This window comes from Nonomuraea helvata, assembly GCF_039535785.1.
GTDB lineage: Bacteria > Actinomycetota > Actinomycetes > Streptosporangiales > Streptosporangiaceae > Nonomuraea > Nonomuraea helvata.
The window spans coordinates 2516602-2540518 of the sequence record NZ_BAAAXV010000001.1 but is presented as its reverse complement, the minus strand read 5'-3'; the positions used below and the strand labels follow the sequence as shown (position 1 = coordinate 2540518).

Genomic DNA, 23917 nt, shown 5'->3' with positions numbered 1-23917 from the left:
CTCCGAGCATCGAAGGGTAGCCATCCGTAGACGGGAGATCCCATGGCATTCCACCCCAACCTCGATCCGGAGATCCGTGCCGCGCTCGAACGGACGCCGCTCCCGACGTTCGACGTCGCGAACCTGACGCCGGAGGCGCTACCGGGGCACCGGGCACAGGTCAACGCCTTCCTGGCCGCCGCCCCGCCCGCCCAGACCGACGTGGTGATCGAGGACCGTCACGTTCCGGGCCCTGAGGGCGCCCCCGACGTGCGCGTGCGGATCTACCGTCCGGCGCAGGACGGCGAGGGGCGGCCGGGGCTCTACTGGATCCACGGCGGTGGGATGATCATCGGCACGCCCGAGATCGACGAGGCCATGATGATCGGCTACGTCGAGGAGCTCGGGTGTGTGGCGGTCTCGGTCGACTACCGGCTGGCGCCGGAGAACCCGCATCCCGCGCCGGTCGAGGACTGCTACGCGGGGCTGGTGTGGACCGCCAAGTCGGCGGCCGAGCTCGGCATCGACCCGGCGCGGATCGTGGTCGGCGGTGCCAGCGCGGGCGGCGGGCTGGCCGCGGCCACCGTCCTGCTGGCCCGCGACCGGGGCGGCCCCGACATCGCGTTCCAACTGCTCGTCTGCCCGATGCTGGACGACCGCAACATCACCCCGTCCAGCCACGAGTTCACCGAGGCCGTGGTGTGGGACAGGACGGCGAACCTCTTCGGCTGGACCGCCCTGCTCGGCGACCGCATCGGCACCGACGACGTGCCCCCGTACGCGGCCCCGGCGAGGGCCACGGACCTGGCCGGGCTGCCTCCGGCGTTCATCGACGTCGGCGAGCTGGAGGTGTTCAGGGACGAGGACCTCGACTACGCGCTGCGGCTGTCGCAGGCGGGGGTGTCCACCGAGTTCCACCTCTATCCGGGGGCCTTCCACGGGTTCGACGGGATGGTCCCGGACGCCGAGCTCAGCAAGCGGGCGCGGGCGGCCCGGCTGGCCGCGCTCAAGCGCGCGTACCGGCTCTGAGGTTGGCGCGCAGGCGCACCAGGGCGAGGGCGAGGTGGGCGCGCAGGCGTCCGGCCGGGTCGGCGAGCGAGAAGCCCAGCACGGACTCGGCGCGGGCGACGCGCGCGGCCATCGAGCTGTGGTGCAGGTGCATGGCGGTGGCCGCGCCGCGCACCGAACCCGCCAGGCAGAGCGCCCGCACCGCCGCGACGGCCTCGTCGCCGAGCCGCTCCATGGCCTGGACGTCGGCCAGCCCGGCCACCGCGGGCTCAGGCAGGTCGGCGAAGAGCGCCAGCGCGCCCAGGTCCGACCAGCGCATCACGCGGTCGTGCGGGCCGGTGAAGCGGAGCGCGGTCCGCGCGCCGGCCCACGACTCGGCCGCCCGCTCGCCGGGCAGTTCGGGGCCGATCCCCACCCGCGACCCGTCCGGAAGGTCGCTGGGCAGCGTCGTGGCCACCAGCACCGCCTCCGTGTCGCCGATCGTCGTGGCGCGCACCTGGTGGCCCATCGCGCGCAGGCCCGAGGCCAGGCCGCGGTCGGGCAGCGCGATGGCGAGGGCCTGGAGCGGGGTGGACGGGGCGAAGCCGAGCAGGCGCAGGGCGCGGGCGCGTTCGGCCTCGCCGGTCTCGGCCGACAGCACCAGCTCCACCAGGGCTGGGTCCCGCCCTGACCGCTCCAGGGCGGCCGCGCGTTCCAGGGTGACCTCCGCCGCCACCGCGTACCGCTCGAGGACGATCTCGTCGAGCCCGTGCGGCACTCCCTCGCGCTCCATCCAGACGGCCCCGAGCCCGTCGCTCAACTCTCTGACCTGGGACGGGACGTCCGCCGGCGTGTCCACGGCACCATCGGGGGACGTGCGGAAGCGGCGGCCCGTGGCCGCGTCGAGCAGCCCGGCCGGGCACTGCGCCAGCCGGGCCGTGGCCGCGAGCAGCACGGGCACGCTCACGTGGTCGCGAACCAGTGAGTCGAAGTAGGCGATGACCCGCACCGCGCTCTCCGCGTCCGCGTCGAGCGTGGAGAGCCGCAGCAGCAGTCCCTGCATGGCCACCACACTATGCCGGAAAACGGCTGTTCGAGTTACCAAGCGTGCGCTAGGTTGGTATCTGTGGATCTCGACTTCTCCCCGGCCGAGCAGGGCTTCCGTGCCGAGGTTCGCGACTGGCTGAGCGCGCACGTGCCGCGGTCGCTCCCGTCGATGGACACCCCCGAGGGCTTCGCGGCGCACCGCTCATGGGAGGCGCTGCTCGCGGAGGCGCGGCTGTCCGTCGTCTCCTGGCCCGAGGAGTACGGCGGGCGCGGCGCCTCCCTGATCGAGTGGCTGATCTTCGAGGAGGAGTACTGGGCAGCCGGGGCCCCCGCCCGGGTGACCCAGAACGGGATCTTCCTGCTGGGCCCGTCCCTGATGCGCTTCGGCACACCCGAGCAGCGCGAACGGTGGCTGCCGAGAATGGCCAGGGGCGACGACGTGTGGGCGCAGGCCTGGTCGGAGCCGGAGGCGGGCAGCGACCTGGCCGCGCTGACCTCCCGCGCCGAGCCCGTGCCCGGCGGCTGGCGGCTGTACGGGCACAAGACGTGGAGTTCGCGGGCCGCGTACGCCACGCACGGGTTCGGCCTGTTCCGCACGTCCGGGACGCGGCACCGGGGGCTGACGTACTTCATGTTCCCCCTCACGGACGTCGCCGTGCGGCCGATCGCGCAGCTCGACGGGCTGCCCGGCTTCGCGGAGCTGCACTTCGACGGGGTGTTCGCGGACGAGTCGATGGTGCTCGGGGACGTCGGCGAAGGCTGGCGGGTCGCGATGGCCACCACCTCCTCAGAACGCGGCCTCGCGCTGCGCAGCCCCGGCCGCTTCCTGGCCACCGCCGACCGGCTCGTCGCGCTGGCCCGCTCCTCGGGCGATCCGGCGTCGGCCGATCGGGCAGCCAGGTGCTGGGTGGAGGCGGAGGCGTACCGGCTGCACACGTTCGGGACGGCGCGGCGGCTCATGGCGGGGGAGGAGATCGGGTCCGCGGCCAGCATGGGAAAGGTGTTCTGGTCCGAGCTGGACCTGCGCATGCACGCCCTGGCCATGGAGCTGCTGGGGGAGCGGGCAGGGGAGACGCCCTGGCTGGACGGGTTCCTGTTCTCGCTGGCGGGGCCCATTTACGCGGGCACGAACGAGATCCAGCGCAACATCGTCGCCGAACGGGTTCTGGGGCTGCCGCGATGAACTTCGGATTCACCGACGAACAGCTCGCGCTGGGCGCGACCGTGCGTGACGTGCTGCGGTCCCACTGCCCGCCGGCCGCGCTGCGCACGGAGCGGCGGCCCGGCTGGGAGCGACTGGCCGAGCTCGGGTTCTTCGGGTTGCTCCTGCCGCCCGAGAGCGACGGGCTGGGGCTCGGGCTCACCGACCTCCTGCCCGCCCTGGAGGAGGTCGGCCGGGCGTGCCTTCCCGGGCCGGTCGTCGAGACCGCCGTCGCCGCGCCGTACCTGGTCGGGGGCGTTCCCAAGCTGGCCTCGGGCGCCGTGTGCGTGAGCGTGCTGCCGCCCGGTCAGGTGTACGCCCCGGATGCCGACCTCGCCGACCTGATCGTCGTGGCCGCCGCCGACGGCCTGCGGCTGGTCGCCAGGGAGTCCGCCCGCCTGACGCCCCGGGCCGGCGTGGACCCGTGCCGGCCGCTGTTCGAGGTGGCCTTCGACGAGTCCGAACGGCTGCCCGGATCGGCCGTGCCGGCGCTGCGGCGGGCCACGGTCGCCACCGCCGCCCAGCTCATCGGGATCGCCAGGGAGCTGCTCGCGGTCTCGGTGGCCTACGCCAAGGTCCGGACGCAGTTCGGCGCGCCGATCGGGTCCTTCCAGGCGGTCAGGCACCAGCTCGCCGACGTGGCCGTCGCGGTCGACTTCGCCGCGCCGCTGGTGCATCGGGCGGCGCTCTCGGTGGACCGGGCCGTCGCCGGCGTGGACCGTGACGTGAGCGCGGCCAAGGCCGCCGCCGGTGAGGCCGCCGTCCTGGCGGCCCGGGTGGCGTTGCAGGTGCACGGGGCGATCGGGTACACGGAGGAGCTGGACCTGCGGTTCTGGCTCGCCCGGGCCTGGTCGCTGTCGGCCGCGTACGGCACCACGGCCGTCCACCGCGAGCGCCTGCGTGCCGCCGTGCTGGACGGTGACCTGGGGAGGTACCCGTGAAGTTCGGCGTGCCGCTCGGGCTGCTGCACCCGGCCGCGTGGAAGGACGTGGCGGTGGCGGCGGACGAGCTGGGGTTCGAGTCGGTGTGGCTGCCCGAGCACCTCGTCTTCGCCACCGACCTGTCCTCGGCCGCCTATCCGGGGACGTCGGAGCCGGGGATCAAGCCCACGACGCCGCTGTTCGACGCGCCCGCGTACCTCTGCTGGCTCGCCGCCCTCACCTCCCGCGTCAAGCTCGGCACGGCGGTGCAGCTCCTCGCCCTGCGCCACCCCTTCGTGTCGGCCCGCGCGTTCGCCACCCTCGACGTGGTCTCGTCGGGACGGGCCATCTGCGGGGTCGGCGCGGGCTGGTACCGAGGGGAGTGGGAGGCGGCCGGGGTCGAGTTCGGCACTCGGGGAGCGCGGCTGGACGAGGCGATCGAGGTGGTCAGGCGGCTCTGGAGCGAGCCTGTGGTCGCCCATTCCGGGAGGTTCTACTCCTTTCCCGAGGTGGCCTTCGAGCCCAAGCCGGTGCAGCCGCGGTTGCCGGTGCTCGCGGGCGGGGAGTCGGCCGCCGCGCTGCGCAGGGCGGCCCGGCTGTGCGACGGGTGGATCAGCATGCCGCACACCCTCGAGTCGATCAAGCCGCAGCTCGACCGGCTGGGGGCGGGGGTGCCGGTGACCGCGCACGCGTACGCGTTGGCCTCGCCCGACGAGGTGCCCGCCTGGGCGGCGCTGGGCGTGGAGCGGCTGATCGTACGTCCCTGGACGCGCAGCCGGGACGCGGTGTCCCGGCTGGCCGCCTTCGCCGCCGACTATGCGTTGTGAGGGCCGGTCACGCCCGGTGCCGTCCCCGCCTTCTGGGCTGGACCTGGGCGCTCCTCGCCGCGTGGCCTGTCGCGCTCCCGCCCGGCTGAGGTGCGGTGCTCCTGGTCGGCTGGGCCGCGGCTGCCTGGGATCCGGCGCTCGTGCCGACGCCGACCAGCTCGCGGTCGTCGTCGCGGCGGGGCGGTAGCGGGGTCGTGGCGTGGCGGCGGCCGGTCAGCTCCTGGGCACCGCCGACGTGGACGCCCTGCGGGGCGGCCGACGGCCTGCGGTGGCGTCGGCCGCGCAGGGGCTGGTCGTTCGAGAACGCCGCAGTCTCTTCGGCGAGGTGCTCGCGGCGGCGGCGACGCCCCCGGTAGGTGGCGCCGATGTCGGGGGTGTCGAGGACGTCGCCGCCCATGCCGCCGCCGATGCCTCCACTGAGGCCGCCGCCGACGCCCCCGGTCGGGGCGAAGGCGTCGAACGCACTGGTCGCTCCCGGGATGACGATGCGCTCGAACGGCCCGGTGTCGACGATGCGCTCCAGCGGTCCGGTGTCCAGCACGATCTCGATCGGTCCCGTCGCGGTGATGTCGCGCGGAGCGGCGTCGATGGCGAGGTCGAAGGGGCGGGTGTCGAGCGGGCGCCTGCGGTGCCTGGCGCCACGGGTGGCGGCGGTGCGGCCGAAGGCCTCCGAGCCGTCGGAGCCCCGCGTGCCGGACACCGTGATGCGCCGGAAGACGTCCGAGTCCGTGATGTGCCGGGCGTTCTGGGCGGCGACGTCGATGTCCGTGACGTGCCGGGCGTCCTGGGCTGCGATGCGCCGGACGGCAGACGAGACGGTGGACGACGTGGCGGCCAGTTCGACAGCCGTGGCGGTGGTGAGCTGGGCGGTGTCCAGAGTGATGGCGTCCAGCGCCGCGGTGCGCAGGGGCGTGTCCTGGGCGCTGTCCAGGCGCACGCTCGCCCGTACCGGCATGGCCGTGGACGTGCGGCGGCGACGGCGGCGGTTGCTGTTGGAGCGGGGCGCCGTGCTTCCTGCGGTGACCGGGGCCATCCGGAGACGGCGGGTCTTGGCCACGGCGAGCAGCGCCAGCGCGGCCACCAGGGTCGTGCCGACGAGCGTCGGAGAGGAGATGCTCGGCAGCGGGCCGGTGGCCGAGGCGTCGGTGTGCGTGGGGAGGGGCTTGGCGGTCGCCGCCGTGGTGTCGGCCGTGGCCGGTTTGGCGTGCTTGGCCTTCTTGGGCTGCTGCGTCAGGTTCTCGGCGACCTTGCCGTCGGTGACGGTGCCGGCGGTGACCTTGGGCGCGGGGGTGGGGGCGGTCTGGGGGGACTTCTTCGCCGGTGAGCTGCCGGTGACAGGGGCCTTGGCGGGCTCCTCGACCGGGTTCTGCGGGTTCTGAGTGATGATCTGGTTCTGGGGGATCAAAGAGGTGAGCCCCTCGTACCCGGGCAGCTGGAGCGTGCCAACGTCGGTGCCCGGCCCGGGCTTCAGCGCGGTCTGCTCCTCGGCCTTCTTCTGGGCCTCTCGCTGCTGCCGGGCCGCCTCCTCGTCCAGGCGGGACTTGATGCGCTCGGGGTAGCCGTACCCGACGACCTTGCTCGTGTCGCGTTCCTTGCGCTTGGCGACGCCTCCGTCGATGTTCCCCTCGATGGTGTAGATCGTGTGGCCCTCGACCCGCGTCACGATACCGACATGGTCGATCTTGTCGATGTCGTTCGACCCGCTCCAGTCGTAGAAGACGATGGCACCGGGCTTGGGCTTGTGGCCCCACGCTCCCTGCTTCTTGAACCACTTCGCGTGCGAGACCGTCCACGCGAACTGCCCGATCCAGTCCTGGTACCCAAGCTTGTGCGCCGCCCACGACAGGTACATGTCGCACCAGGGGGCGGAACTGTAGTCGGCGTCGAACTCTACGTGTTTGCCGTACCAGTCGCCGAACTTGGTGTAATCATCGGCCTTCTCGGAGTAGCCGATCTGGCTCTCGAGCAGCTCGATGAACTTCTGAATCTCTGGCGTCATGGAAGTAGTGGGGAACCTTCCGGGCAAGACCGGGTTTGTCAACATGAATCCGGGTAAAGGGGGTACCCAGGGGCCAGTGTGACAAAACCGGAGGCTTGTCGTCTTCCGTGATGAGCGAGGCTACCTTGCGGTCAAGGCAGGTCAAGCACGAGCCAAGAGAGGTTCAAGCCTTCCTAGGCTAGATAACCGCTGGTCAAAGATATTGCCAGAAATGTCCAAGCTTCGGAGGTTTAATCCAAAAAGATCTAGCTCATGCCCAGGTGGCGGCCCATGCGCCCTCCGCGCCGCTGTGGGGTGATCAGTAGCCGGCACCGGTCAGGAGGCCGCCGTCCACCGTGAACTCGCTTCCCGTGCAGTAGCTGGCCCGGTCCGAAGCCAGGAACGCCACCACGTGCGACACCTCCACCGGCTTGGCGAAGCGCTTGATGACCATGGATTTCAGGAACGCGTCGGCGTCGACCTCGTTCATCAGGTCCGGGTCCATCGCCATGGAGGTGTTGATCGCGCCCGGATGCACCGAGTTGACCCGGATCTTGAAACGGGCGAGCTCGCGGGCGGCCGACTTGGTGAGGCCGCGCACGCCGAACTTGGAGGCCGAGTACGCCGACAGCCCCTCGGCCCCGACGAAGCCCTCGATCGAGGAGATGTTCACGATGGCGCCGCGCCCGGCCGCCTTCATGGGGCCGATCACCGACTTGATCCCCAGCCAGGTGCCCTTGAGGTTCACGGATATCACGCGATCGAAGTCGTCGGGCGACATGTCGGCGATGCGACGAAATTTCAGGATCCCGGCGTTGTTGACCAGCACGTCCAGCTGACCGTGCAGCTCCGTGGCCGTCGCCACCGCCCGCGCCCAGTCCTCGGCGAGAGTCACATCGTGATGGACGTACGCGGCCCCCGTCTCATCGGCCAGCGCCTTGCCCTCCTCGTCCAGCACGTCACCGAAGACCACCCGCGCCCCTTCCTCCAGGAACAGCCGCACGTGCGCCGCGCCCATGCCGCGAGCCCCGCCGGTGATCAACGCAACTTTTCCCTCAAGCAGCCCCATAACGTCCTCCAGCCGCGACGGCCACCGCGGCCGCCTCCATGGAGCGGTAGACGGGGATCCCCGCCGCCGCCGCGATCCGCCTCACTTCGTCCTCGACGCCCGCGGGCGCGCACTCACCGTTCCTGGTGACGAGGGTGATCCTGGTGCCGGGCAGCGCCTCCTGCGCCCCCGCCACGGCCCGCGCGTACGCGTACAAGGGCTCGGCCGCGTCCCCGTACGTGAAGAACGCCTGGACGTTGACGTGCAGGACCACGTCGCGGTACGCCCGGTGCCGCAGCAGAGCCGCCATCACGTCGGGCACCAGGGCGGCCCGCCCCAAAGGCCCCACCGGCACCTCGAGCGGATTGCCCGAGGTCACCACGCCGAGGCCGCGCAGCGCGGCCGGGGCGTCGCCGGGCAGTGGATCCAGCCGGACCCCGGCCAGGTCGAACGCGTCCGCCGCCAGCACGCTCGCGCCCCCGCTCGGCCCCACCACCAGCACCCCGTCGCCGCCGGAGGTGCGCGAGCCGTGCGCCTGGAAGTACGCCAGCACCCCGATGAGGTCGTCCTGACTGGACACCAGCACCGCCCCGGCCTGTTCGGCCACGGCCTCCCAGACCCGCCGGTCGCTCACCATGCCGCCGGTGTGCGAGGCGGCCGCCTCCTGTCCCTGCCCGGTGCGCCCGCCGACCAGCAGCACCACCGGCATCTCCGCGGAGCGCAGCGCCTCGGACAGCTCGCGCCCGTCACGCGGGTCCTCCAGGTACAGCCCGACGGCGCGTGTCTGCGGGTCGCGGGCCAGCCAGCGCAGCAGCTCGGCGGGGGTCACGTCGGCCGAGTTCCCGACGGTGGCGACCCGGCTGAACGCCAGCCCGCGCCGCTCCCCGACCTTGATCACCTCGCCCGCGAGCCCGCCGCTCTGCGAGATCAGCGCCACGGACCCGGCGGGCCCGAGACCGCCCCCCACGAACGTCTGCCGTCCCTGCGGGCAGTACACGCCCATGCAGTTGGGCCCGAGCAGCCGCGTCCCCGCCGCCCGCGCCGCCTCGACCAGCTCCGCCTCCAGCTCCGGCCGCCCCGCCTCGCCGAACCCACCGCTCATCACCTGCACGAACGGCACCCCGTACGCCTGCCGCACCACCTCGGCGCACCGCTCGGCGGGCACGGCCACGAGGGCGTAGTCCACGTCCGCCTCGGCGAGGGACGGCACGGCCGGCACCCCCGCGACCTCGGACGCCGACGGGTGCACGGCCACCAGCGGGACGCCCGCGGCCCGGTAGAAGCCGAGGAACATGTTCCCGAAGTTCGGCCGGGTCGTGGAGGCGCCGACGACGGCCACCGCCCGGGGCTCGAAGAGCGGCAGGAAGTTCGTCACGTTGCCGGGTGCCCCGGACACGACAGGTGCCGGGGCGGGCAGGTGGCGGGCATCGACCGCGATCACGCCGGAAGGGCCGGCGATGACCGGGTTCAGCTCGAACTCGCCCAGTTCCAGCCGCTCCCACAGCCCGCCCGGGCCGCCGACCGTCATGAGCAGCTTGACCACCGCGTCCACGTCCACCGGCGGGCCGCCACGGCGTCCGTACAGGACGGAAGCGCCGCGCAGCGACGCCAGCATGCGCCGCGCGTCCACCTCCGAGATCGGGCAGAGCCGCAGCGCGGTGTCGCGCAGCGCCTCCGTCCAGACCCCGCCCAGCCCGGCCAGCAGCACCGGGCCGAAGCCCGGGTCGCGGACCAGGCCCACGATGAGCTCCACCCCGGCCTCGGCCTGCTCCTCGACGAGGAACCCCGCGACCTCGAGCCTGGCCCGCATGCCGGCCGCGGCCGCCTCGAGCTCGTCCCTGGAGAGCCCGAGCGCGACGGCGCCGACGTCCGACTTGTGCACCAGCCCCGGGCCGAACGCCTTCAGCACCAGCGGCTCGGCCAGCTCCGCGGCCGGGGAGAAGTCGAGGTCGCGCACCACCACCCCGCGCGGCACCGGCACCCCGGCCTCGCTGAGCAGCGCCTTGACCTCGTGCTCGTACGCGCTCGCCCGAGCGGTCTCGTGCGCGCTCCCCTGAGCAGCCTTGTGCGCGTTCACCTGAGCCCCTTCGTACGCGCTCACCCGAGCAGCTCGCGGATCTTCCCGCGCAGCAGCTTGCCCGGCCCGCCGGAGGCGTCCTGCGAGTGCGGCAGCTCGTCGGCCACCACGATGTGGTCGGGCCGCTGGTGCGCGGGCAGCGTGTCGGCCAGGGCCAGCGCCAGTTTGGACGCCTCCAGAGTGTGCCCGGCGCGCGGCACGACCGCCAGCAGGATCCGCTGTTCGGAGGCCCCTTCCGGCACGCCGACCGCGCCCGCCTCGGCCACGCCGTCCAGCGCCGAGGCCGCCTCCTCGATCACGACCGGCTGGGTCCAGACGCCGCCCTTGAGTATGGAGTCCTCCCGCCTGCCCAGCACGCGCAGCACGCCGTCGGCGGAGAGCGTGCCGAGGTCGCCGCCGACGTACCACTCGCCGCGCAGCACCTCCGCCGTCCGCTCCGGCAGGCCGTCGTAGCCGGTCATCCGGTGCGGCCCGGCCAGGTTGATCTCGCCGACCTCGTCGATCACGTGGTTGCCGTTCGGGCCGGTGATCTGGACCGCGTTCCCGGTGCGGGCGCGGCCCGAGGAGCCGAGCGGGGTCGAGCCGTCGTCCACGCGGCCCATGCACGTGTACGGGGCCTCGGTCTGGCCGTAGTACGAGTACACGCCCGCCTGCGGGAGCCTGGTCTTGATCCGGTCCAGCATGGTCCTGGTCAGCGGCTCGCCGCCGAGCATGATCACCTGGATGGACGCCAGGTCCACGCCCTCGTGATCGGGCGACGCGAGCAGCGCGGAGTAGAACGAAGGGATCTGCGACAGATGCGTGACCCGCTCGCGGGGGACGACGCGCAGGAAGTTCGCCGGGCCCCAGTCCTGCTCCAGCACCAGGCGCATCCCGGCGTACAGGGCGGGCCCGACGATGGCCGGGAAGCCGATGCCCCAGATGATCGCGCCCGTCCCGAACACCGAGTCGGGCCCGCGCGGCACGTCCAGCCAGATCTGCGCCGTGGCCAGGGACGACGCGTGCGTGTGCACGACCGCCTTCGGCAGGCCCGTCGTGCCGGAGGTGTAGTAGAGCGCCAGCGGGTCGTCGTACCACCCGCTGATCGGCGGCTCCTCGTCGGAGCCGCCCTCGAGGTCGCGCACGTCGATCCACGTGGTCACGGCCGGGAGGGAGTCCTTGATCTGCCCGACCACGCCCTCGACCGTCGCGTCGTACACGAACGCCGTGCACCCCGAGGCCGCCACCACGTCACGCTGCGTCTCCACCGGCCAGTACGGGTTCAACGCCGCCGTCACCGCCCCGATCTTGGCCTGGGCCAGGTAGACCTCGGCCACCCGCAACGTCTCGTTGAGCAGCGCCGCCACCCGCCGGCCCGGCGTGATCCCCTTGGCGAGGAGGGCGTGGGCGCGGCGGTTGACGTTCCTGTTGAGCTCGTCGTAGGTGAAGCTCTGCTCGCCGCAGTACGTCAGCGCGACCCGGTCGGGCGTCCGCAGCGCTCCGGCGGTCAGTATCGCGTGGCCGTAGTTCCCGTATGGTGATCGCGCCATGGGGGCTGCCTCCAGTCAGAGGGGCTGATAGAGCACGAAGACGTTTCCTGAGGGATCGCGCAGCACGGCCCGCGTCTCATGCGGCCCCTTCTCGGGCTCCCGCACCACCTCGCCGCCGCGCGCCGCCATCTCCCGCACGGCCTTGTCCAGATCGTCCACCTTGTACGACGGCGCGGCCGAGGCTGTGACGTGCTCGGCGGGCCCGGCCAGCGCCACGGTGACCCCGCCGCCGTCCAGCGCCGCGAACCTGTCGCCGTCCCTGAACTTCACCGGCAGCCCGTAGAAGGCGATCGCCTCGTCCAGGTCTGTGACGGGGATCAGCACGTTGCCGAGCTTCACACGGGCCTCCAATGGGGGAGTTCGTCGATGAACGTCACGCGTACCGGCATGCCGATGCGTACGTCGTCCGGGGCGCACCCCACCACGTGCCCGAACGCCCGCACGCCCTCCGGCAGGTCCACCCAGGCCATCACGTACGGCTCCCGGCCCCGGTAGTCAGGGGCGAACGAGCGGTGCACGACGGTGAACGTCTGCACGACACCCTGGCCCGCGACCGGCTCGAACACGAGCTCGCCTGCGCCGCACCAGGGGCAGTCGGCCTCGGGGAGGTGGACGCGGCGGTCGCACGACGTACAGCGCTGGACGACCAGCTCGCCGCGCGCGCAGGCGGCCCGGTACGCAGAGGTGTCACCGCTCATCGCTTGCCAAGCTAGCGCACGCTTGGTTGCCTCACAAGGCCCGGCTGCGGGCCTATGGTGACGGCTCGCCCGAAGGGGTCGAGGCAGGGGTGGTGGGCTCGTCCGACCCGCGGGCGAGCGGCTGCTCCGTGCCCGACGGCGTGGGCGTGGCGAGGGCCGGGGTGCTGTGTTCCTGGCTGTGCTCCTCACCGGGGGTCGGCGTGGCGGACCGGGTGGGCGCGGGGCAGGCGGGACCGTCCACCGCGACCTCGCTCACCTGCGGCCCGTTCCCCGCGGCAGGCTCCGTCATGACGACGATCCCGAAGTACGCCCGCTCCCCGCAGGAGACGCTCCCGGGCTCGTGCGCCACGTTGCTGGTGTACGACGTGCTGCCCCGTAAGGTGCGGCTCTCCTGCCGTACGGTCCTGGCGACCCCGCCCTCCCCGTCCCGCCGCGTGTACGAGATCCGCAGCCGCACCGGTCCCGTGCCGTCCGTGGAGACCTTGATCGCCCCCGCCGTGCCGCTCCACTTCACGATGCCGGCGGCCTGGACGGCGACGGGACGCGGCACGGAGGTCCCGTTGTCCTGGCGGGTCGCGGGGGGAGGAGGCGGCGGCGCGGAATTGGTCGGTGTCCGAGTGGGGGAGGAGGACGTGCGGCGGGGAACGGCGGACGTCCGGGTCCGGGTGGGCGTGGCCGCGTCGACGGGAGTCGGATCCGGCTCGCTCGGCGTCGTCCTGGGCGGCGGCATCAGGATCGTGCCGGGACCGGGAGGCAGCCGCCCGCCCGACACCATGAGCGAGACCGCCACCGCGACCACCGTCGCCCCCGCCACCCATAAGTGCGGCGGCAGCCGGGGCATCCGCAGCACCCGCTCCTTCAGGGGGACGCCCACGGCCCCGTCGGTCCTGGCCAGCGGGAACCGGAGCGCCATCAGCGTGGCCAGCTCGCCCAGGTGCCGCCGCCCCCGCTTCTCCCACTCCGGCCCGTAGCCGGCGACCGCGTCCTCCTCGACCTCGGCCGCGAACTGCCTGGCCGAGGCGTACCTCGCCGCCGGGTCCTTGGCCATCCCGCGTTTGAGCAGGTCGCGCAGCGTGTCGGGGGCCAACTCGAGCGGGATCGGCTCCACCAGGTGCTTGTCCCGCACGGCGGGAACGTCCAGCGCCCCTTCGTCGCCGCCGGACGGGCCCTCCTTGACCGCCCGGTAGGGAGGCCGCCCCCTGACCGCCTCGAAGAGCAGGCACGCCGCCGCGTACAGGTCCGCGGGTGGCCCCGCCCGGCCCTGCGTCCACAGCTCGGGCGACATGTACTCGGGGCTGCCCGCGGGCACGCCCGGCTCCTCCGCGTGCACGACGACGCCGAAGTCGGCCAGCTTGCTGGTGCCGTCCGCCTGGACCAGGATGTTCTCCGGCTTGACGTCACGGTGCGGCACGCCCCGCTCGTGCGCGGCGGCCAGGGCCTGCAGCGTGCTCTTCAGCACGGTGAGTGCCGCCTCCGGGCTGATCCCGCGGTGCTCGGTCAGCAGCGTGCGCAGCGACACGCCGTCCACCAGCTCCATGACGACGGCGGCCCTGGTGGGGGTCTCGACGTACTCGTAGATCCGGACCACGTTCGGATCGTCGATCTCGACCAGTTCGTGGGTGTCCGACCGGAAGCGGTCCATGAACTCGGTGTCCCTGCGCAAGGTGGCGTTCAGATACTTGATCGCCACGTACGCGCCCGTCTGCTGGTAGGTGGCGAGGAACACGCGGCCGGTGCGACCGGCGCCGAGCTGACGTACTTCACGGTAACCAGGGACCAAGTCGAACCCCCATAAGCAGCCGTCCTCAATTCGACGGTCTCACCTGGGGTTGGGGTTGTCACGACCGAAGATATTTCGTGGTGATATGCTGAGCCGTCCCCAAGCAAGCGCTCGGCTAAATCGACGGAGGTCGCCCGTGGAGCGCGTGGCCGTGCTCGTGATGGAGATGCAGCGGGGCGTCGTCGGCGATCTAACCAAATTTCCGGACCTGGTGGCTGCCTGCGACCGGCACGACGTCGTGGCCAACACCGCCCGCCTCCTCCACACGGCCAGGTCGGCCGGGATCCCGGTGATCCACTGCACGGCCGCCTTCCGCCCCGACCGGTCCGGCTCCCACACCGGCAACTGCCCGTTCATCGTCTCTCTTCTCAAGGACCCCGACCACATGCTGGAGGGCACGGCCGCCGCGGAGGTCATCCCCGAGCTGTGGGACGGCGGCGACCTGGAGAGCCGCCGTTACCACGGCTTCTCACCGTTCACCGGCACCTCGCTCGACATGACGCTGCGCTCCCTGGGCGTGACCGCCGTGGTCGCGGCGGGCGTGTCGCTCAACCTGGGCATCCCGGGCCTGGCGCTGGAGGCGGTCAACCTCGGATACCGGGTGACCGTGGTCACGGACGCGGTGGCGGGCATCCCCGAGGACTACGCGCGGGCCGTGCTGAAACACACGATCAGCCTCCTCGCCACCCGCGCCACCGCCGCCGACCTCGTCGAGAGCTGGAAATGATGGACGGGCTGCGCCTGGACGGGCGCGTGGCGGTGGTGACCGGGGGAGCGGGCGCGATCGGCGCGGCCATCGCCGCGGACCTGTCCGCGCTGGGGGCGGAGGTCGTGGTCGCCGACGTGCGGGACGCGGAGCCGGTGGCCGCGGGCCTGCCCGGCGGGCGGGCGGCGGTGGTGGACCTGGCCTCGCCCGCCTCCGTCGAGGAGTTCGCCGGAGCGGTGGGCCGGGTGGACATCGTGGTGCACAACGCCGGGGTGTCGATCGTGGAGCCGTTCACCGAGAGCGACCCGGCGGGCTGGGACCTCATGTGGCAGGTCAACCTGCGCGGGCCGATGCTGCTCACCAAGCTGCTCCTGCCCGGCATGACGGCCAGGGGCTGGGGGCGGCTGGTGTTCGTCTCCTCCGACGGCGCGCGGGCGGGCTCGGGCGGCGAGGGGGCGTACGCGGCGACCAAGGCGGGGCTGTTCGGCCTGGCCAAGACGCTCGCCAGGGAGGCGGCCAGGGCGGGCGTCACCTCGAACGTGGTCTGCCCCGGCCCCACGGACACGCCGATGCTCCAGCGGGTGTCCGCGGCCGAACCGGGGCTGGTGGACAAGATCGCGCGGGGCATCCCGCTGCGCCGCCTCGGGACCCCCGCCGACGTGGCGGGCCTGGTCGGCTACCTGTGCACGGATCGCGCGGCCTACATCACCGGGCAGACGCTGTCGGTGAGCGGCGGCGTGACCATGCACTGAGCCGTCATGCGGTCAGAGCGAGTCGTAGACGGCCTGCACCAGGCGGAGGCCGCGCAGGTTGCCGGAGACGGCGTCGGCCATCTTGTTCATGACGTAGCCGATGGCCAGGCCGCGCCCCGGGTCGCCCATGCCGAGCGAGCCGCCCAGCCCCGAGTGGCCGAACGCGGTCTGGGACGGCATCAGGAACGTCATGGACGGCAGCATGTAACCGAGGCCGAACGAGGTCTCCAGCAGCAGGACCCGGTCGGGGCCGTCCACGCGGGGGCGCACGGCGTCGCGCAGCGTCTCGGGGCGCAGGAGGTCGCCCGCGATCAGCGAACGGTAGAACCCGGCCAGCCCCCTCGCCGTGGTCACGACCCCGGCCGCGGGCCAGCCCGCGCGCAGGATGTCCGGATGGTTCGCGCCGCCCTTGAGGAGGTGCATGCCGGGGTTGGCGAGCGCGCGGTTCATGAGGCTCTGCGGATCGAGCGCCGCCTTCGCCATCTCGGCCAGCACATCCGGCACCCCGCCGGTGGCCTCGGTGACCGCCGCGCGGGGGCGTTCGCCTGCCTTGAGCCGGGCCGTACGCGCGATCACCGTGTCCGGCGCCCCCACCCAGAGCTCCAGCCCCAGCGGCTCGGCGATCTCCGCGGCGACCAGCTCGCCGACCGACTTGCCGGTGACCCGCCTGATCACCTCTCCCACCAGGAACCCGTACGACAGCGCGTGATAGCCGTGCGCCGACCCCGGCTCCCACAGAGGCGCCTGATCGGCGAGCCGCGCCGCGATGGCCGCCAGGTCCCCGAACTCCTCCACCGGCACCGGCTCCTCCACCGCCGGCAGCCCGGACTGGTGAGTGAGCAGGTGCTCGACGGTGACCGCCCCCTTGCCCCGGGCCGCGAACTCCGGCCACACGTCGGCGACCGCGCCGGAGACGTCCACCAGCCCCCGCTCGGCGAGCTGCAGCAGCACGGTGGCGGTGATCGCCTTCGTGCAGGAGTACGCGAAGGCGGGCGTGTCGCCCTCCCACGTCCGCCCCGTGTGCCGGTCCGCCACGCCGCCCCACAGATCGACGACCAGCTCGCCGTCCAGGTAGACCGCGAAGGCGGCGCCCAGCTCCGCGCCGTCGGCGAGATGCCGATCGAACACCTCGCGCACGCGGGAGAACCGCGGATCGCAGTGCATCAGACCTCCGGCGCAGGGTTATCCGCGCCAGGCGGCGCGCATGAGAAAGGGAGCGCTTACTTGGTTCACGAGCCTAACAACTGGGGACGTTTCGGCCCAGACGATCAGCGCGGCACCCTCAATCTGCTCACCCCGGCCGTGGTGCTCGACGCGCTGCGCAGCGCCACCACGGGCGAGGTGCTCAGCCTGGCCATGCCGATCAGGGGCGCGACCTCCTCGCCCGCGCCCACGACCGTCCCGCACCTGCCCGGCCGCCCGCTGCCGCAGCACTTCATGTCCGTGGACGGCGGCGACTACGCGGCCGGCGCGCGCCCGATCGGCGAGGGCCTGTACGTGGCCGACGACGCCCTGGTCGTCAGCCACCACGGCACCACGACCCACATGGACGCGCTGTGCCACATGTGGTCGGGCGACGAGCTCTACAACGGCCACCCGGCGGCCAGGGTCCGTTCCTACGGCGCGACCAGGTGCGGCATCGAGCAGGTGGGCGGCGTGGTCGCGAGGGGCGTGCTGTTCGACGTGCCCCGCCACCTCGGGCTCGACCACCTGCCCGCGGACTTCAGGATCTCGGCCGAGCTGCTGGCGGAGATCGCCACGCCGCGACCCGGGGACGCCGCGGTGATCCGTACCGGATGGCCGGTGGTGTGGCGGCGCTCGCGCGAGGAGTACTGGGCGGGCCAGCCGGGACTGTCCGCCGACGCGGGCCGCTGGCTGGCGGCGCACGACGTGTCGGTGGTGGCCTCGGACAACGCCGCCATCGGCGGGCTCAACGCCCGGGGGCTCGCCGACGAGGGCCTCGCCGACGACCTGCACCTCATCCTGCTCCACCGGCACGGCGTGCACCTCGTCGAGATGCTCTGGCTGGAGGAGCTGGGGGCGGCGGACCGTACGGAGTTCGTGTTCGTGGTGGCGCCGCTCAGGATCGAGGGCGGCACCGGGAGCCCGGTCACCCCGCTGGCGATCCTCTAGAGAAAGCCCCCTCCGGCTGCCAGGACCGCACGCTGGAGCGGATCAGGCACTGGCGACCTGGGTGGTGCGCTCAGGCACTGGCGGCCTGGGCGGTGCTCTCGCGCACGATCAGCCGGGTCGCCAGCTCGACGCGCGGCGTCTCCGGCTGCTCGCCGTTGATGAGCTGGACGAGGAGCCTGACGGCCATGCCGGCCATGTCCGCCAGCGGCTGGCGCACGGTGGTCAGCGGCGGGGCGACCCACTGGGCGAACGGCAGGTCGTCGAAGCCCACCACGCTGACGTCCTCCGGCACCCGCAGACCGCACTCCTTGGCCGCCCGGTACGCCCCCAGGGCTTGCAGGTCATTGCCCGCGAACACGGCCGTGGGCCGGTCCGGCAGCCTCAGCAGCTCCAGGGACAGGTGGTAGGCGGGCTCGTGGGAGTAGTCGCCGTGCCGGATCAGCGTGGGGTCGGGTTCGATCCCGGCCTGGTCGAGCGCCGCGCGGTAGCCGTCCAGCCGCACCCGTGAGGTCAGCCGCCCCGCCGGACCCGTGATCATCGCGATCCTGCGGTGGCCCAGCTCGATCAGGTGCCGCGTGGCCGAGAACCCGCCCTGCCAGCTCGTCGAGCCGACCGCGGGGGTGTCCGGGTTCTCGTTCTCCGACGGCTGCACCACGACGAACGGGATGCCCATCCGTCCCAGCTCGCGCTCCTGCTCGGCGGAGAGCTCGGAGACGACCAGGATCGCGCCGAGCGAACCCCGGTTGCCGAGCGCTTCCAGCCAGTGCCGGGCCAGCTTGCTCCGCCGGTGCACGGCCGACACGACGAGGCCCATGCCCTCGGCCTGCGCGGCTTCCTCGGCGCCCCGGATCAGCTCCACGGCCCAGGGATTGTCCAGCTCGTTGATGACGAACTCGATCAGGCCGCCGGGATGTTCGCCGTGGCCCGGCAGCGTGTAGCCGTGCTGGCCGAGCAGCCGCTGGATGCGGCCGCGGGTCTGCGGAGAGACATCCGACCTGCCGTGGAGCACCTTCGACACCGTCGAAGGCGAGACCCCCGCCTTGGCGGCGATGTCCGCCATGGTGCTGCGGCGGGGGACAGTCACGTCGTCCACTTCAAGTCCTCCACTAGAACGTCTTCCCGGTCAGAAGTCTGCCTGCTCGCCGGACCCCTTGACGACCTCCCATGGGTAGCCTACGGTGCCGCTAGATCTTGTTTCGCAATATTTCGCAGACACTCTTGATCGCGACGAAACGAGAGTCACCATGCGAAGAAGGACGTTCATCGCCGGAACCGGTGCGCTCGGCCTGACCGCCTGGGGATGGCCGACGGCCGCGCACGCCGCGCCGAACACCGACAGCCTCAACTACTACGACCAGTCCCAGCAGATCTACGCCCCGGTCTACGACACCTACCTGCGGCTCAACGTGGTGCACGAGACCGGCCCCGGCCTCGTGCACATCTTCGTGAACCGGCAGTTACGCGCCACGTTCCAGGACCATGGCGCGGCCACCCACTACTTCAAGTGCGGGCTGTACGGCCGCGCCAGCATGTCGAACAGGAACGACGTCCACATCAAGGACATCCACCTGTACCGGAAACCCTAGGTCCTAGGCGAGGCGGAAACCTCTCTCGTGGAGCTGGGCCTCGTACAGCGACGGGAGCTGCGGGCCGGCCTGACCGGTGCCCTCGACGTAACCGATCGGCTGCGCGAACGGGCCGTCGGCGTTGACCACGGCGTTCCTCGCGCCGACGACGTAGTTCTGCGCGGTGGGCGGCTTCTGCACGACGATCTGGGTGCCGGACATGTCGCATCCCCAGGCCACGGAGTGGGCCGCCGCCCAGCCGTGCGAAGTCCCCCACCAGCCGCGGTTGTACAGCCCGAGCGTCAGCGTGCGGTGCGGGTTCACCTCGCGGTGACCGTCGTAGAGCAGTCCCGTGCTCCACCGCCGGTGGCCCTCGCTGGTGTTGTACGTCTCCTCCGAGGTCCCGCGCAGGAAGACGATCCCCGAGGCGGAGGCGGCCCCGTTCACGATGAACGTGTGCCTCGCCTTGTTGCCGTGGCAGTCCTTGAAGAGCACGAGCTGCGCGAACGGGTGGGCGCAGAAGTTGTAGCGGTTGCCGCCCTCGGAGGTCGAGCCGGTCGGCTCCAGCGCGCGGCAGTTGTCGACCGTGACCCGGGTGGCCTCCCACGCCTCCATGCCGACCTGCCAGAACCGCAGCGCCGTGCAGTCGCGGATCCAGGCGTCCTCGGCCCGGAAGATGCGGATGGCGTTCTGCACCGCCGACTTCTGCGCGAACGGGTCTCCGTCGAACTCGACGTCCACCCGCAGTCGCTCCACGCCGACCTGGGTGATCACGCCTGCCCGGGCGGTCTTGTAGAGGTACGACTGGGACAGCGACCGGTTCAGGTGGTTGAGGACCGGCGCGTCGACGGTCACCCGGTTGCCGGTGATGTCGGTGACGTAGCGGTTGTAGAGGATCGGCTCCTCGTCCACGTACCACGGCCGTCCGGTGTCGTGCCCGCCGTGGTCGATGGCCTTCAGCCACCCCTCCGAGCAGGGATGGAAGACGATGACGTTGTCGCCGGGCCGCAGCCCGCGCGCGTCGGCGACCTCGAACGTGCGCGAGCCCACCTGGACGAAGTCGGAGACGATGTCGGTACGGGTCCCCGGCACCTCGCTCCGCCAGGCCGACCAGTTCACCGGGCCCTCGCCGCCAGCCACGATCACCGTGCGGTTCGCCGCCCCCGCGGCGGTGGCCGTGATGACCGTGTTCTCGGCCGCGTCCTCACCGTCCCCGGAGCCGCGCAGCACGGTCCTGCTGGAACGTACGTAGATCGTCCCGGAGACCGGGTAGCGGCCCGGCAGGAGCAGCAGTGCCCCGCGCCCGTGCTCGGGCAGCGCCGCGATCTCGTCGAGCGCGGCCTGGATGTGGGCGGTGTTGTCGCCCTCGATCGGCCTGATCGTCCTGACCACCGGCAGGTGCGGCAGCGGCCGTTCGCCGTTGCGGTAGCCGGCGTGACTGAAGTCCGGGACGCGGTTGTGCTCGGCGTCCTCGGCGTAGACGAGCCTGCCGCGCTCGCGGTGCACGAGCGTCGAACGCCAGGAGTCGGCGTACGCGGGCGCCGTGCCCGTCATGGCCGCCATGTTTGCCACGCCGCTCAGCGCGAACGTGCCGCCCGCCGCCAGCAGGGCCCGGCGGCTGAGGTCGTAAGTCATGAGGGTCATCCCTTTCCGGCGCCCCCGTGCGCCTCTTGCGAAATATTTCGCAACTCGCGGTGTGCCGGTAACGTAGATCAAACATCGGATGTCCGTCAACATCCCCGTGAGCGCTACGGTCGCCGGCCTGAAAATCGGCATGAAAAGAGGCGGCCATGGCACGCGCTCACGCGCTCACGTGCCATGGCCGCCCTTGTGCGCTGGGCTGCTAGGACCTGTTTCAAAGGTGGCCGCGCAACTCCGGCCTGCCACCCGATCCGGCCCGCGGCATCGGCCAGGGCCTGCGGGGCGGTGAGAATCTGCGGCCAGACACCGGTTCGCAGCCGCGCGTGGGCGCGGGCGGCCCTTGGCGGCTTACTCCTCGGGCGGCAGGGCCGGGTAGTCGGCCATGGGGTACAGGCCGACGGCGAATCCGTAGGTCGTCTCACCGGAGCGGGGCACCTGGTCGAACTCCTGCACCAGGTCCTTGATCCGACGCCAGAACTCCGTCGCGCGCTCCGGCGAGATCCGAGCGTGCCGGATGAACGCCCACAGCTGGTGTGCCTGATATGCGGCTGCGGACTCCTTCGCCGCGACCTCGAAGTCGTTGAAGTCCAGCGGGAGCGGCCCGTCATCCGGCGACCGTCCGACGCCGACGTAGAACATCCGGGCCGTTCGGCCGTAATAGCGCTCCTCGAGCGCCCGCACCCGCCGGGTTCGGACCACACGTACCAGCCTTGCCTCGGCCAGGACGTTCACGTGGTGGGCGACGGTGCCCTTGGGGCGCTTGACCGCACCGGCCAGCTCCGTCACGGTGGCGGCGCGCTCGTGCAGGAGGTTGAGGATCGTGGTCCGCAGCGGATCGCCGATGGCCCGGACCTGCGCGGGGGTGCTCAGCTCGATCACCTCGGCGAGGTCGTAATCCGGGACGGGAGGATTGCTCGACATAGTCCGATTAGTCTAACGTAATCAATCGTTCGAGATTTCCCATACGATCAAGAGGGACCATCCAAGATGGCTGAGATCTTGCTGTTCCATCACGTCCAGGGGCGGACGGCCGGGTTCGTCGACTTCGCCGAGCAGCTGCGCAAGGCAGGGCACACCGTGCATGCTCCCGACCTCTTCGACGGGCAGACGTTCGCCACCCTGGAGGAGGGCATGGCCCACGCGCGACAGGTCGGCTTCGGCGCCCTCCTGGAGCGCGGCGAGCGCTCCGCCGACGCGCTGCCCGCCGACCTGGTCTACGCCGGCTTCTCGCTCGGCGTCATGCCCGCCCAGAAGCTGGCGCAGACCCGGCCGGGCGCGCGTGGCGCGCTGTTCTTCGAGGCCTGCCTGCCCCCGTCGGAGTTCGGCACCGCCTGGCCGGAGGACCTTCCCGTCCAGATCCATGGCATGGACGCCGACCCGAGCTTCGCCGGCGAGGGAGACCTGGACGCCGCCCGCGAGCTGCTCGCCTCGGCCAAGCGTGGCGAACTGTTCCTCTACCCCGGCGATCGGCACCTGTTCGCCGACAGCAGCCTGGCCTCGTACGACGCCGACGCCGCTGCGCTGCTCACCCGCCGCACGCTGGAGTTCCTCGCCACCATCGGCTAGGTGCCCGGGTAGTTCCCTCCGCCGTGGGCGGCGTCCAGAGCGTCGTAGTCGGGGGTGAAGCCGCGCTTGGGTATCGCGTCGACGAACGCCACCTCCCTGGGCTTCTTGTACGACGCCAGCTGCGTCTTGACGTGCTCGACCAGCTCGTCCCGCGTGGCGGTGGCGTCCGGCTTGAGCGCCACCACGGCCTTGACCGCCTGGTGCCAGGTCGGGTCCGGGACGCCGATCACCGCGGCGTCGGCGACGGCCGGATGGGACTTGAGCGCGCGTTCGACCTCGGCGGGATAGATGTTCTCGGCGCCCGACTTGATCATGCGAAGCTTGGGGCCGATGAAGGTGATGGTGCCGTCGGGCTCGCGGCGGCCGAGGTCGCCGGTGTGGTGCCAGCCGTACGCCGACTTAGCCGCATTTAAGTCGGGTCGGGCGAAATATCCGGAAAAGAGGGTCTTGCCGCGGGCGCAGATCTCGCCCACCTCCCCGGGCGGGAGCTCGGTGCCGTCCGGGTCCAGGATCCGTACCTGGACCAGCGGAGAGGGCCGCCCCGCGAACCCCGCGCCGCCCTCGGCCAGCCCCAGGAACGTGAGCATGCCCCCCACCTCGGTCTGCCCGTACCCGCCCATCCTGGACCGGCACCAGGGAGAGTCGTCCACCGTGATCATGGCGTCCCACTCGGCCGAATGGGAGACGAACCTCAGCGACGACAGGTCGTACTTGCCGCCCGCGTTCGCCGCCGCCACCGCGTCGATCATCTGCCCGAACAGGAACGCCTGCGTCACCCGCTCGGCGTCGATCAGGCGGCAGACCTCCTCGGCGTCGAAGGCGGGCGTGAACACGTTCGTGCCGCCGATCTGGAACGTGGCCAGGCAGAACATCATCGTGCCCACGTGGAAGAGCGGCCCGTTGTTGAGGAACGTGAAGCCGGGCTCCATCTGGCGTACGACCAGGAGCGAGGCGCTGTGGGCGATCAGTGCGGCGCTGCTGAGCAGCGCGGCGCCGGGCCGCCCCTCGAAGGCCGCCGTGTAGAGCGCCAGCACCGGCTCGGTATCCGCCGCCTGCGGGAAGTCCTGGACCGAACCGCTCGCCACCAGCTCCTCGTACTCGTCCCCGGCCCGCACCCACGTGCTCTCGGACACGGCCGCGGTGGCGTCCGAGTGCTCCCAGACGACGACCTTGGGAGCCAGGTCGGCCAGCACGAACCGCAGTTCGTCCTCCGCCTGCCGCCAGTTGGCCGGACAGAGGATCGCGCCCAGCCGGGAACAGGCCAGCAGCAACTCCAGCACCGCGTGCGAGTTCTGCCCGAGCCACAGCACCCGGTCACCCGCGGAGACCCCTCGGCCGGCCAGCGCGGAGGCCAGCCGGGTCACCCGGGCGTCCAGCTCCGGGTACGTGCGCCGCACGTCGCCGTCCACGACCGCCGTGACCTGGGGGCGGCTGCGCGCGTGCTCGGCGAGGACGTCGGACAGGGACAGGCTGTGGATCATCT

Annotated in this window: 22 protein-coding genes; 9 read left to right on the top strand and 13 right to left on the bottom strand. The window is 72.1% G+C overall.

Annotation, left to right across the window (positions count from 1 at the left end; translation table 11 throughout):
- The first annotated feature begins 42 nt into the window (after nucleotides 1-42).
- Nucleotides 43-1008, top strand: a complete 966-nt coding sequence (locus tag ABD830_RS11745) for an alpha/beta hydrolase (RefSeq protein WP_344986687.1) — start codon at nucleotides 43-45, stop codon at nucleotides 1006-1008.
- Here ABD830_RS11745 and ABD830_RS11740 read toward each other — a convergent pair.
- Nucleotides 986-2029: a helix-turn-helix domain-containing protein gene (locus tag ABD830_RS11740; protein ID WP_344986685.1), complete on the bottom strand. Its 1044-nt coding sequence runs from the start codon at nucleotides 2027-2029 to the stop codon at nucleotides 986-988. The two genes, ABD830_RS11745 and ABD830_RS11740, sit on opposite strands and share 23 nt — an antisense overlap.
- Nucleotides 2030-2092: 63 nt before the next feature.
- Here ABD830_RS11740 and ABD830_RS11735 point away from each other — a divergent pair, with 63 nt between their 5' ends.
- The 3 genes from ABD830_RS11735 to ABD830_RS11725 are packed head-to-tail and all read left to right on the top strand — an operon-like array spanning nucleotide 2093 to nucleotide 4961.
- The gene (locus ABD830_RS11735; RefSeq protein WP_344986684.1) at nucleotides 2093-3196 is read left to right on the top strand and encodes an acyl-CoA dehydrogenase family protein; all 1104 of its coding nucleotides are present in this window, start codon (nucleotides 2093-2095) and stop codon (nucleotides 3194-3196) included.
- Complete coding sequence (locus ABD830_RS11730) at nucleotides 3193-4155, top strand: acyl-CoA dehydrogenase family protein (RefSeq protein WP_344986683.1); 963 nt, start codon at nucleotides 3193-3195, stop codon at nucleotides 4153-4155. Before ABD830_RS11735 ends, ABD830_RS11730 begins: the two co-directional genes overlap by 4 nt.
- Nucleotides 4152-4961 carry a TIGR03619 family F420-dependent LLM class oxidoreductase gene (locus tag ABD830_RS11725; RefSeq protein ID WP_344986682.1) on the top strand — a complete coding sequence of 270 codons (810 nt, stop codon included), beginning with the start codon at nucleotides 4152-4154 and terminating at the stop codon, nucleotides 4959-4961. The genes ABD830_RS11730 and ABD830_RS11725 overlap by 4 nt, the downstream gene beginning before the upstream one ends.
- Before the next feature lie 7 nt (nucleotides 4962-4968).
- On the opposite strand, the gene ABD830_RS11720 is transcribed toward ABD830_RS11725, so the two are convergent.
- The 7 genes from ABD830_RS11720 to ABD830_RS11690 form a co-directional block, all read right to left on the bottom strand.
- The gene (locus ABD830_RS11720; RefSeq protein ID WP_344986681.1) at nucleotides 4969-6960 is read right to left on the bottom strand and encodes a CHAP domain-containing protein; all 1992 of its coding nucleotides are present in this window, start codon (nucleotides 6958-6960) and stop codon (nucleotides 4969-4971) included.
- 298 nt (nucleotides 6961-7258) lie between these two features.
- Nucleotides 7259-8008, bottom strand: coding sequence for a glucose 1-dehydrogenase (locus ABD830_RS11715; RefSeq protein WP_344986680.1), 750 nt, complete (start codon nucleotides 8006-8008; stop codon nucleotides 7259-7261).
- A complete protein-coding gene (locus ABD830_RS11710; protein ID WP_344986679.1) occupies nucleotides 7995-10064 on the bottom strand; it encodes an acetate--CoA ligase family protein in 2070 nt (689 codons plus the stop codon). The genes ABD830_RS11715 and ABD830_RS11710 overlap by 14 nt, the downstream gene beginning before the upstream one ends.
- Before the next feature lie 20 nt (nucleotides 10065-10084).
- The gene (locus ABD830_RS11705) at nucleotides 10085-11593 is read right to left on the bottom strand and encodes a class I adenylate-forming enzyme family protein (RefSeq protein ID WP_344986678.1); all 1509 of its coding nucleotides are present in this window, start codon (nucleotides 11591-11593) and stop codon (nucleotides 10085-10087) included.
- A 15-nt stretch (nucleotides 11594-11608) separates the two neighbouring features.
- A complete protein-coding gene (locus ABD830_RS11700) occupies nucleotides 11609-11932 on the bottom strand; it encodes a VOC family protein (protein ID WP_344986677.1) in 324 nt (107 codons plus the stop codon).
- Nucleotides 11929-12291, bottom strand: coding sequence for a Zn-ribbon domain-containing OB-fold protein (locus tag ABD830_RS11695; protein ID WP_344986676.1), 363 nt, complete (start codon nucleotides 12289-12291; stop codon nucleotides 11929-11931). The genes ABD830_RS11700 and ABD830_RS11695 overlap by 4 nt, the downstream gene beginning before the upstream one ends.
- Before the next feature lie 52 nt (nucleotides 12292-12343).
- Nucleotides 12344-14071 carry a protein kinase domain-containing protein gene (locus ABD830_RS11690; RefSeq protein WP_344986675.1) on the bottom strand — a complete coding sequence of 576 codons (1728 nt, stop codon included), beginning with the start codon at nucleotides 14069-14071 and terminating at the stop codon, nucleotides 12344-12346.
- Nucleotides 14072-14207: 136 nt separating this feature from the next.
- Here ABD830_RS11690 and ABD830_RS11685 point away from each other — a divergent pair, with 136 nt between their 5' ends.
- A complete protein-coding gene (locus tag ABD830_RS11685) occupies nucleotides 14208-14798 on the top strand; it encodes a cysteine hydrolase family protein (protein WP_344986672.1) in 591 nt (196 codons plus the stop codon).
- Nucleotides 14798-15529: an SDR family NAD(P)-dependent oxidoreductase gene (locus ABD830_RS11680; protein WP_344987666.1), complete on the top strand. Its 732-nt coding sequence runs from the start codon at nucleotides 14798-14800 to the stop codon at nucleotides 15527-15529. Before ABD830_RS11685 ends, ABD830_RS11680 begins: the two co-directional genes overlap by 1 nt.
- A gap of 12 nt (nucleotides 15530-15541) precedes the next feature.
- Here ABD830_RS11680 and ABD830_RS11675 read toward each other — a convergent pair whose 3' ends face one another.
- On the bottom strand, nucleotides 15542-16693 hold the full coding sequence (locus tag ABD830_RS11675) for a serine hydrolase domain-containing protein (protein ID WP_344986671.1): 1152 nt from the start codon (nucleotides 16691-16693) through the stop codon (nucleotides 15542-15544).
- 60 nt (nucleotides 16694-16753) lie between these two features.
- Between ABD830_RS11675 and ABD830_RS11670 the strand changes: the two genes are divergently transcribed.
- Entirely contained in the window at nucleotides 16754-17662 is a 909-nt protein-coding gene (locus ABD830_RS11670; protein WP_344986670.1) for a cyclase family protein, read from the top strand.
- 70 nt (nucleotides 17663-17732) lie between these two features.
- Here ABD830_RS11670 and ABD830_RS11665 read toward each other — a convergent pair whose 3' ends face one another.
- A complete protein-coding gene (locus tag ABD830_RS11665; protein WP_344986669.1) occupies nucleotides 17733-18755 on the bottom strand; it encodes a LacI family DNA-binding transcriptional regulator in 1023 nt (340 codons plus the stop codon).
- Nucleotides 18756-18906: 151 nt separating this feature from the next.
- Between ABD830_RS11665 and ABD830_RS11660 the strand changes: the two genes are divergently transcribed.
- A complete protein-coding gene (locus ABD830_RS11660) occupies nucleotides 18907-19248 on the top strand; it encodes a hypothetical protein (protein WP_344986668.1) in 342 nt (113 codons plus the stop codon).
- Nucleotides 19249-19251: 3 nt separating this feature from the next.
- On the opposite strand, the gene ABD830_RS11655 is transcribed toward ABD830_RS11660, so the two are convergent.
- Both ABD830_RS11655 and ABD830_RS11650 read right to left on the bottom strand, forming a co-directional pair.
- The gene (locus ABD830_RS11655; RefSeq protein WP_344986667.1) at nucleotides 19252-20862 is read right to left on the bottom strand and encodes a hypothetical protein; all 1611 of its coding nucleotides are present in this window, start codon (nucleotides 20860-20862) and stop codon (nucleotides 19252-19254) included.
- A gap of 354 nt (nucleotides 20863-21216) precedes the next feature.
- Nucleotides 21217-21789, bottom strand: a complete 573-nt coding sequence (locus ABD830_RS11650) for an ArsR/SmtB family transcription factor (protein WP_344986666.1) — start codon at nucleotides 21787-21789, stop codon at nucleotides 21217-21219.
- A gap of 66 nt (nucleotides 21790-21855) precedes the next feature.
- On the opposite strand from ABD830_RS11650, the gene ABD830_RS11645 reads away from it, so the two are divergent.
- A complete protein-coding gene (locus tag ABD830_RS11645) occupies nucleotides 21856-22434 on the top strand; it encodes a dienelactone hydrolase family protein (RefSeq protein ID WP_344986665.1) in 579 nt (192 codons plus the stop codon).
- Here the strand turns inward: ABD830_RS11645 and ABD830_RS11640 are convergent.
- Nucleotides 22431-23915, bottom strand: a complete 1485-nt coding sequence (locus tag ABD830_RS11640) for an AMP-binding protein (protein WP_344986664.1) — start codon at nucleotides 23913-23915, stop codon at nucleotides 22431-22433. The two genes, ABD830_RS11645 and ABD830_RS11640, sit on opposite strands and share 4 nt — an antisense overlap.
- Nucleotides 23916-23917: the final 2 nt, after the last annotated feature.

Bases quoted from the DNA above. Each gene is read 5' to 3' on its own strand.
- ABD830_RS11745 (WP_344986687.1), top strand. From the start codon at position 43: ATGGCATTCCACCCCAACCTCGATCCGGAGATCCGTGCCGCGCTCGAA.
- ABD830_RS11740 (WP_344986685.1), bottom strand. From the start codon at position 2,029: ATGCAGGGACTGCTGCTGCGGCTCTCCACGCTCGACGCGGACGCGGAG.
- ABD830_RS11730 (WP_344986683.1), top strand. From the start codon at position 3,193: ATGAACTTCGGATTCACCGACGAACAGCTCGCGCTGGGCGCGACCGTG.
- ABD830_RS11720 (WP_344986681.1), bottom strand. From the start codon at position 6,960: ATGACGCCAGAGATTCAGAAGTTCATCGAGCTGCTCGAGAGCCAGATC.
- ABD830_RS11715 (WP_344986680.1), bottom strand. From the start codon at position 8,008: ATGGGGCTGCTTGAGGGAAAAGTTGCGTTGATCACCGGCGGGGCTCGC.
- ABD830_RS11705 (WP_344986678.1), bottom strand. From the start codon at position 11,593: ATGGCGCGATCACCATACGGGAACTACGGCCACGCGATACTGACCGCC.
- ABD830_RS11695 (WP_344986676.1), bottom strand. From the start codon at position 12,291: ATGAGCGGTGACACCTCTGCGTACCGGGCCGCCTGCGCGCGCGGCGAG.
- ABD830_RS11680 (WP_344987666.1), top strand. From the start codon at position 14,798: ATGGACGGGCTGCGCCTGGACGGGCGCGTGGCGGTGGTGACCGGGGGA.
- ABD830_RS11675 (WP_344986671.1), bottom strand. From the start codon at position 16,693: ATGCACTGCGATCCGCGGTTCTCCCGCGTGCGCGAGGTGTTCGATCGG.
- ABD830_RS11660 (WP_344986668.1), top strand. From the start codon at position 18,907: ATGCGAAGAAGGACGTTCATCGCCGGAACCGGTGCGCTCGGCCTGACC.
- ABD830_RS11655 (WP_344986667.1), bottom strand. From the start codon at position 20,862: ATGACTTACGACCTCAGCCGCCGGGCCCTGCTGGCGGCGGGCGGCACG.
- ABD830_RS11650 (WP_344986666.1), bottom strand. From the start codon at position 21,789: ATGTCGAGCAATCCTCCCGTCCCGGATTACGACCTCGCCGAGGTGATC.
- ABD830_RS11645 (WP_344986665.1), top strand. From the start codon at position 21,856: ATGGCTGAGATCTTGCTGTTCCATCACGTCCAGGGGCGGACGGCCGGG.
- ABD830_RS11640 (WP_344986664.1), bottom strand. From the start codon at position 23,915: ATGATCCACAGCCTGTCCCTGTCCGACGTCCTCGCCGAGCACGCGCGC.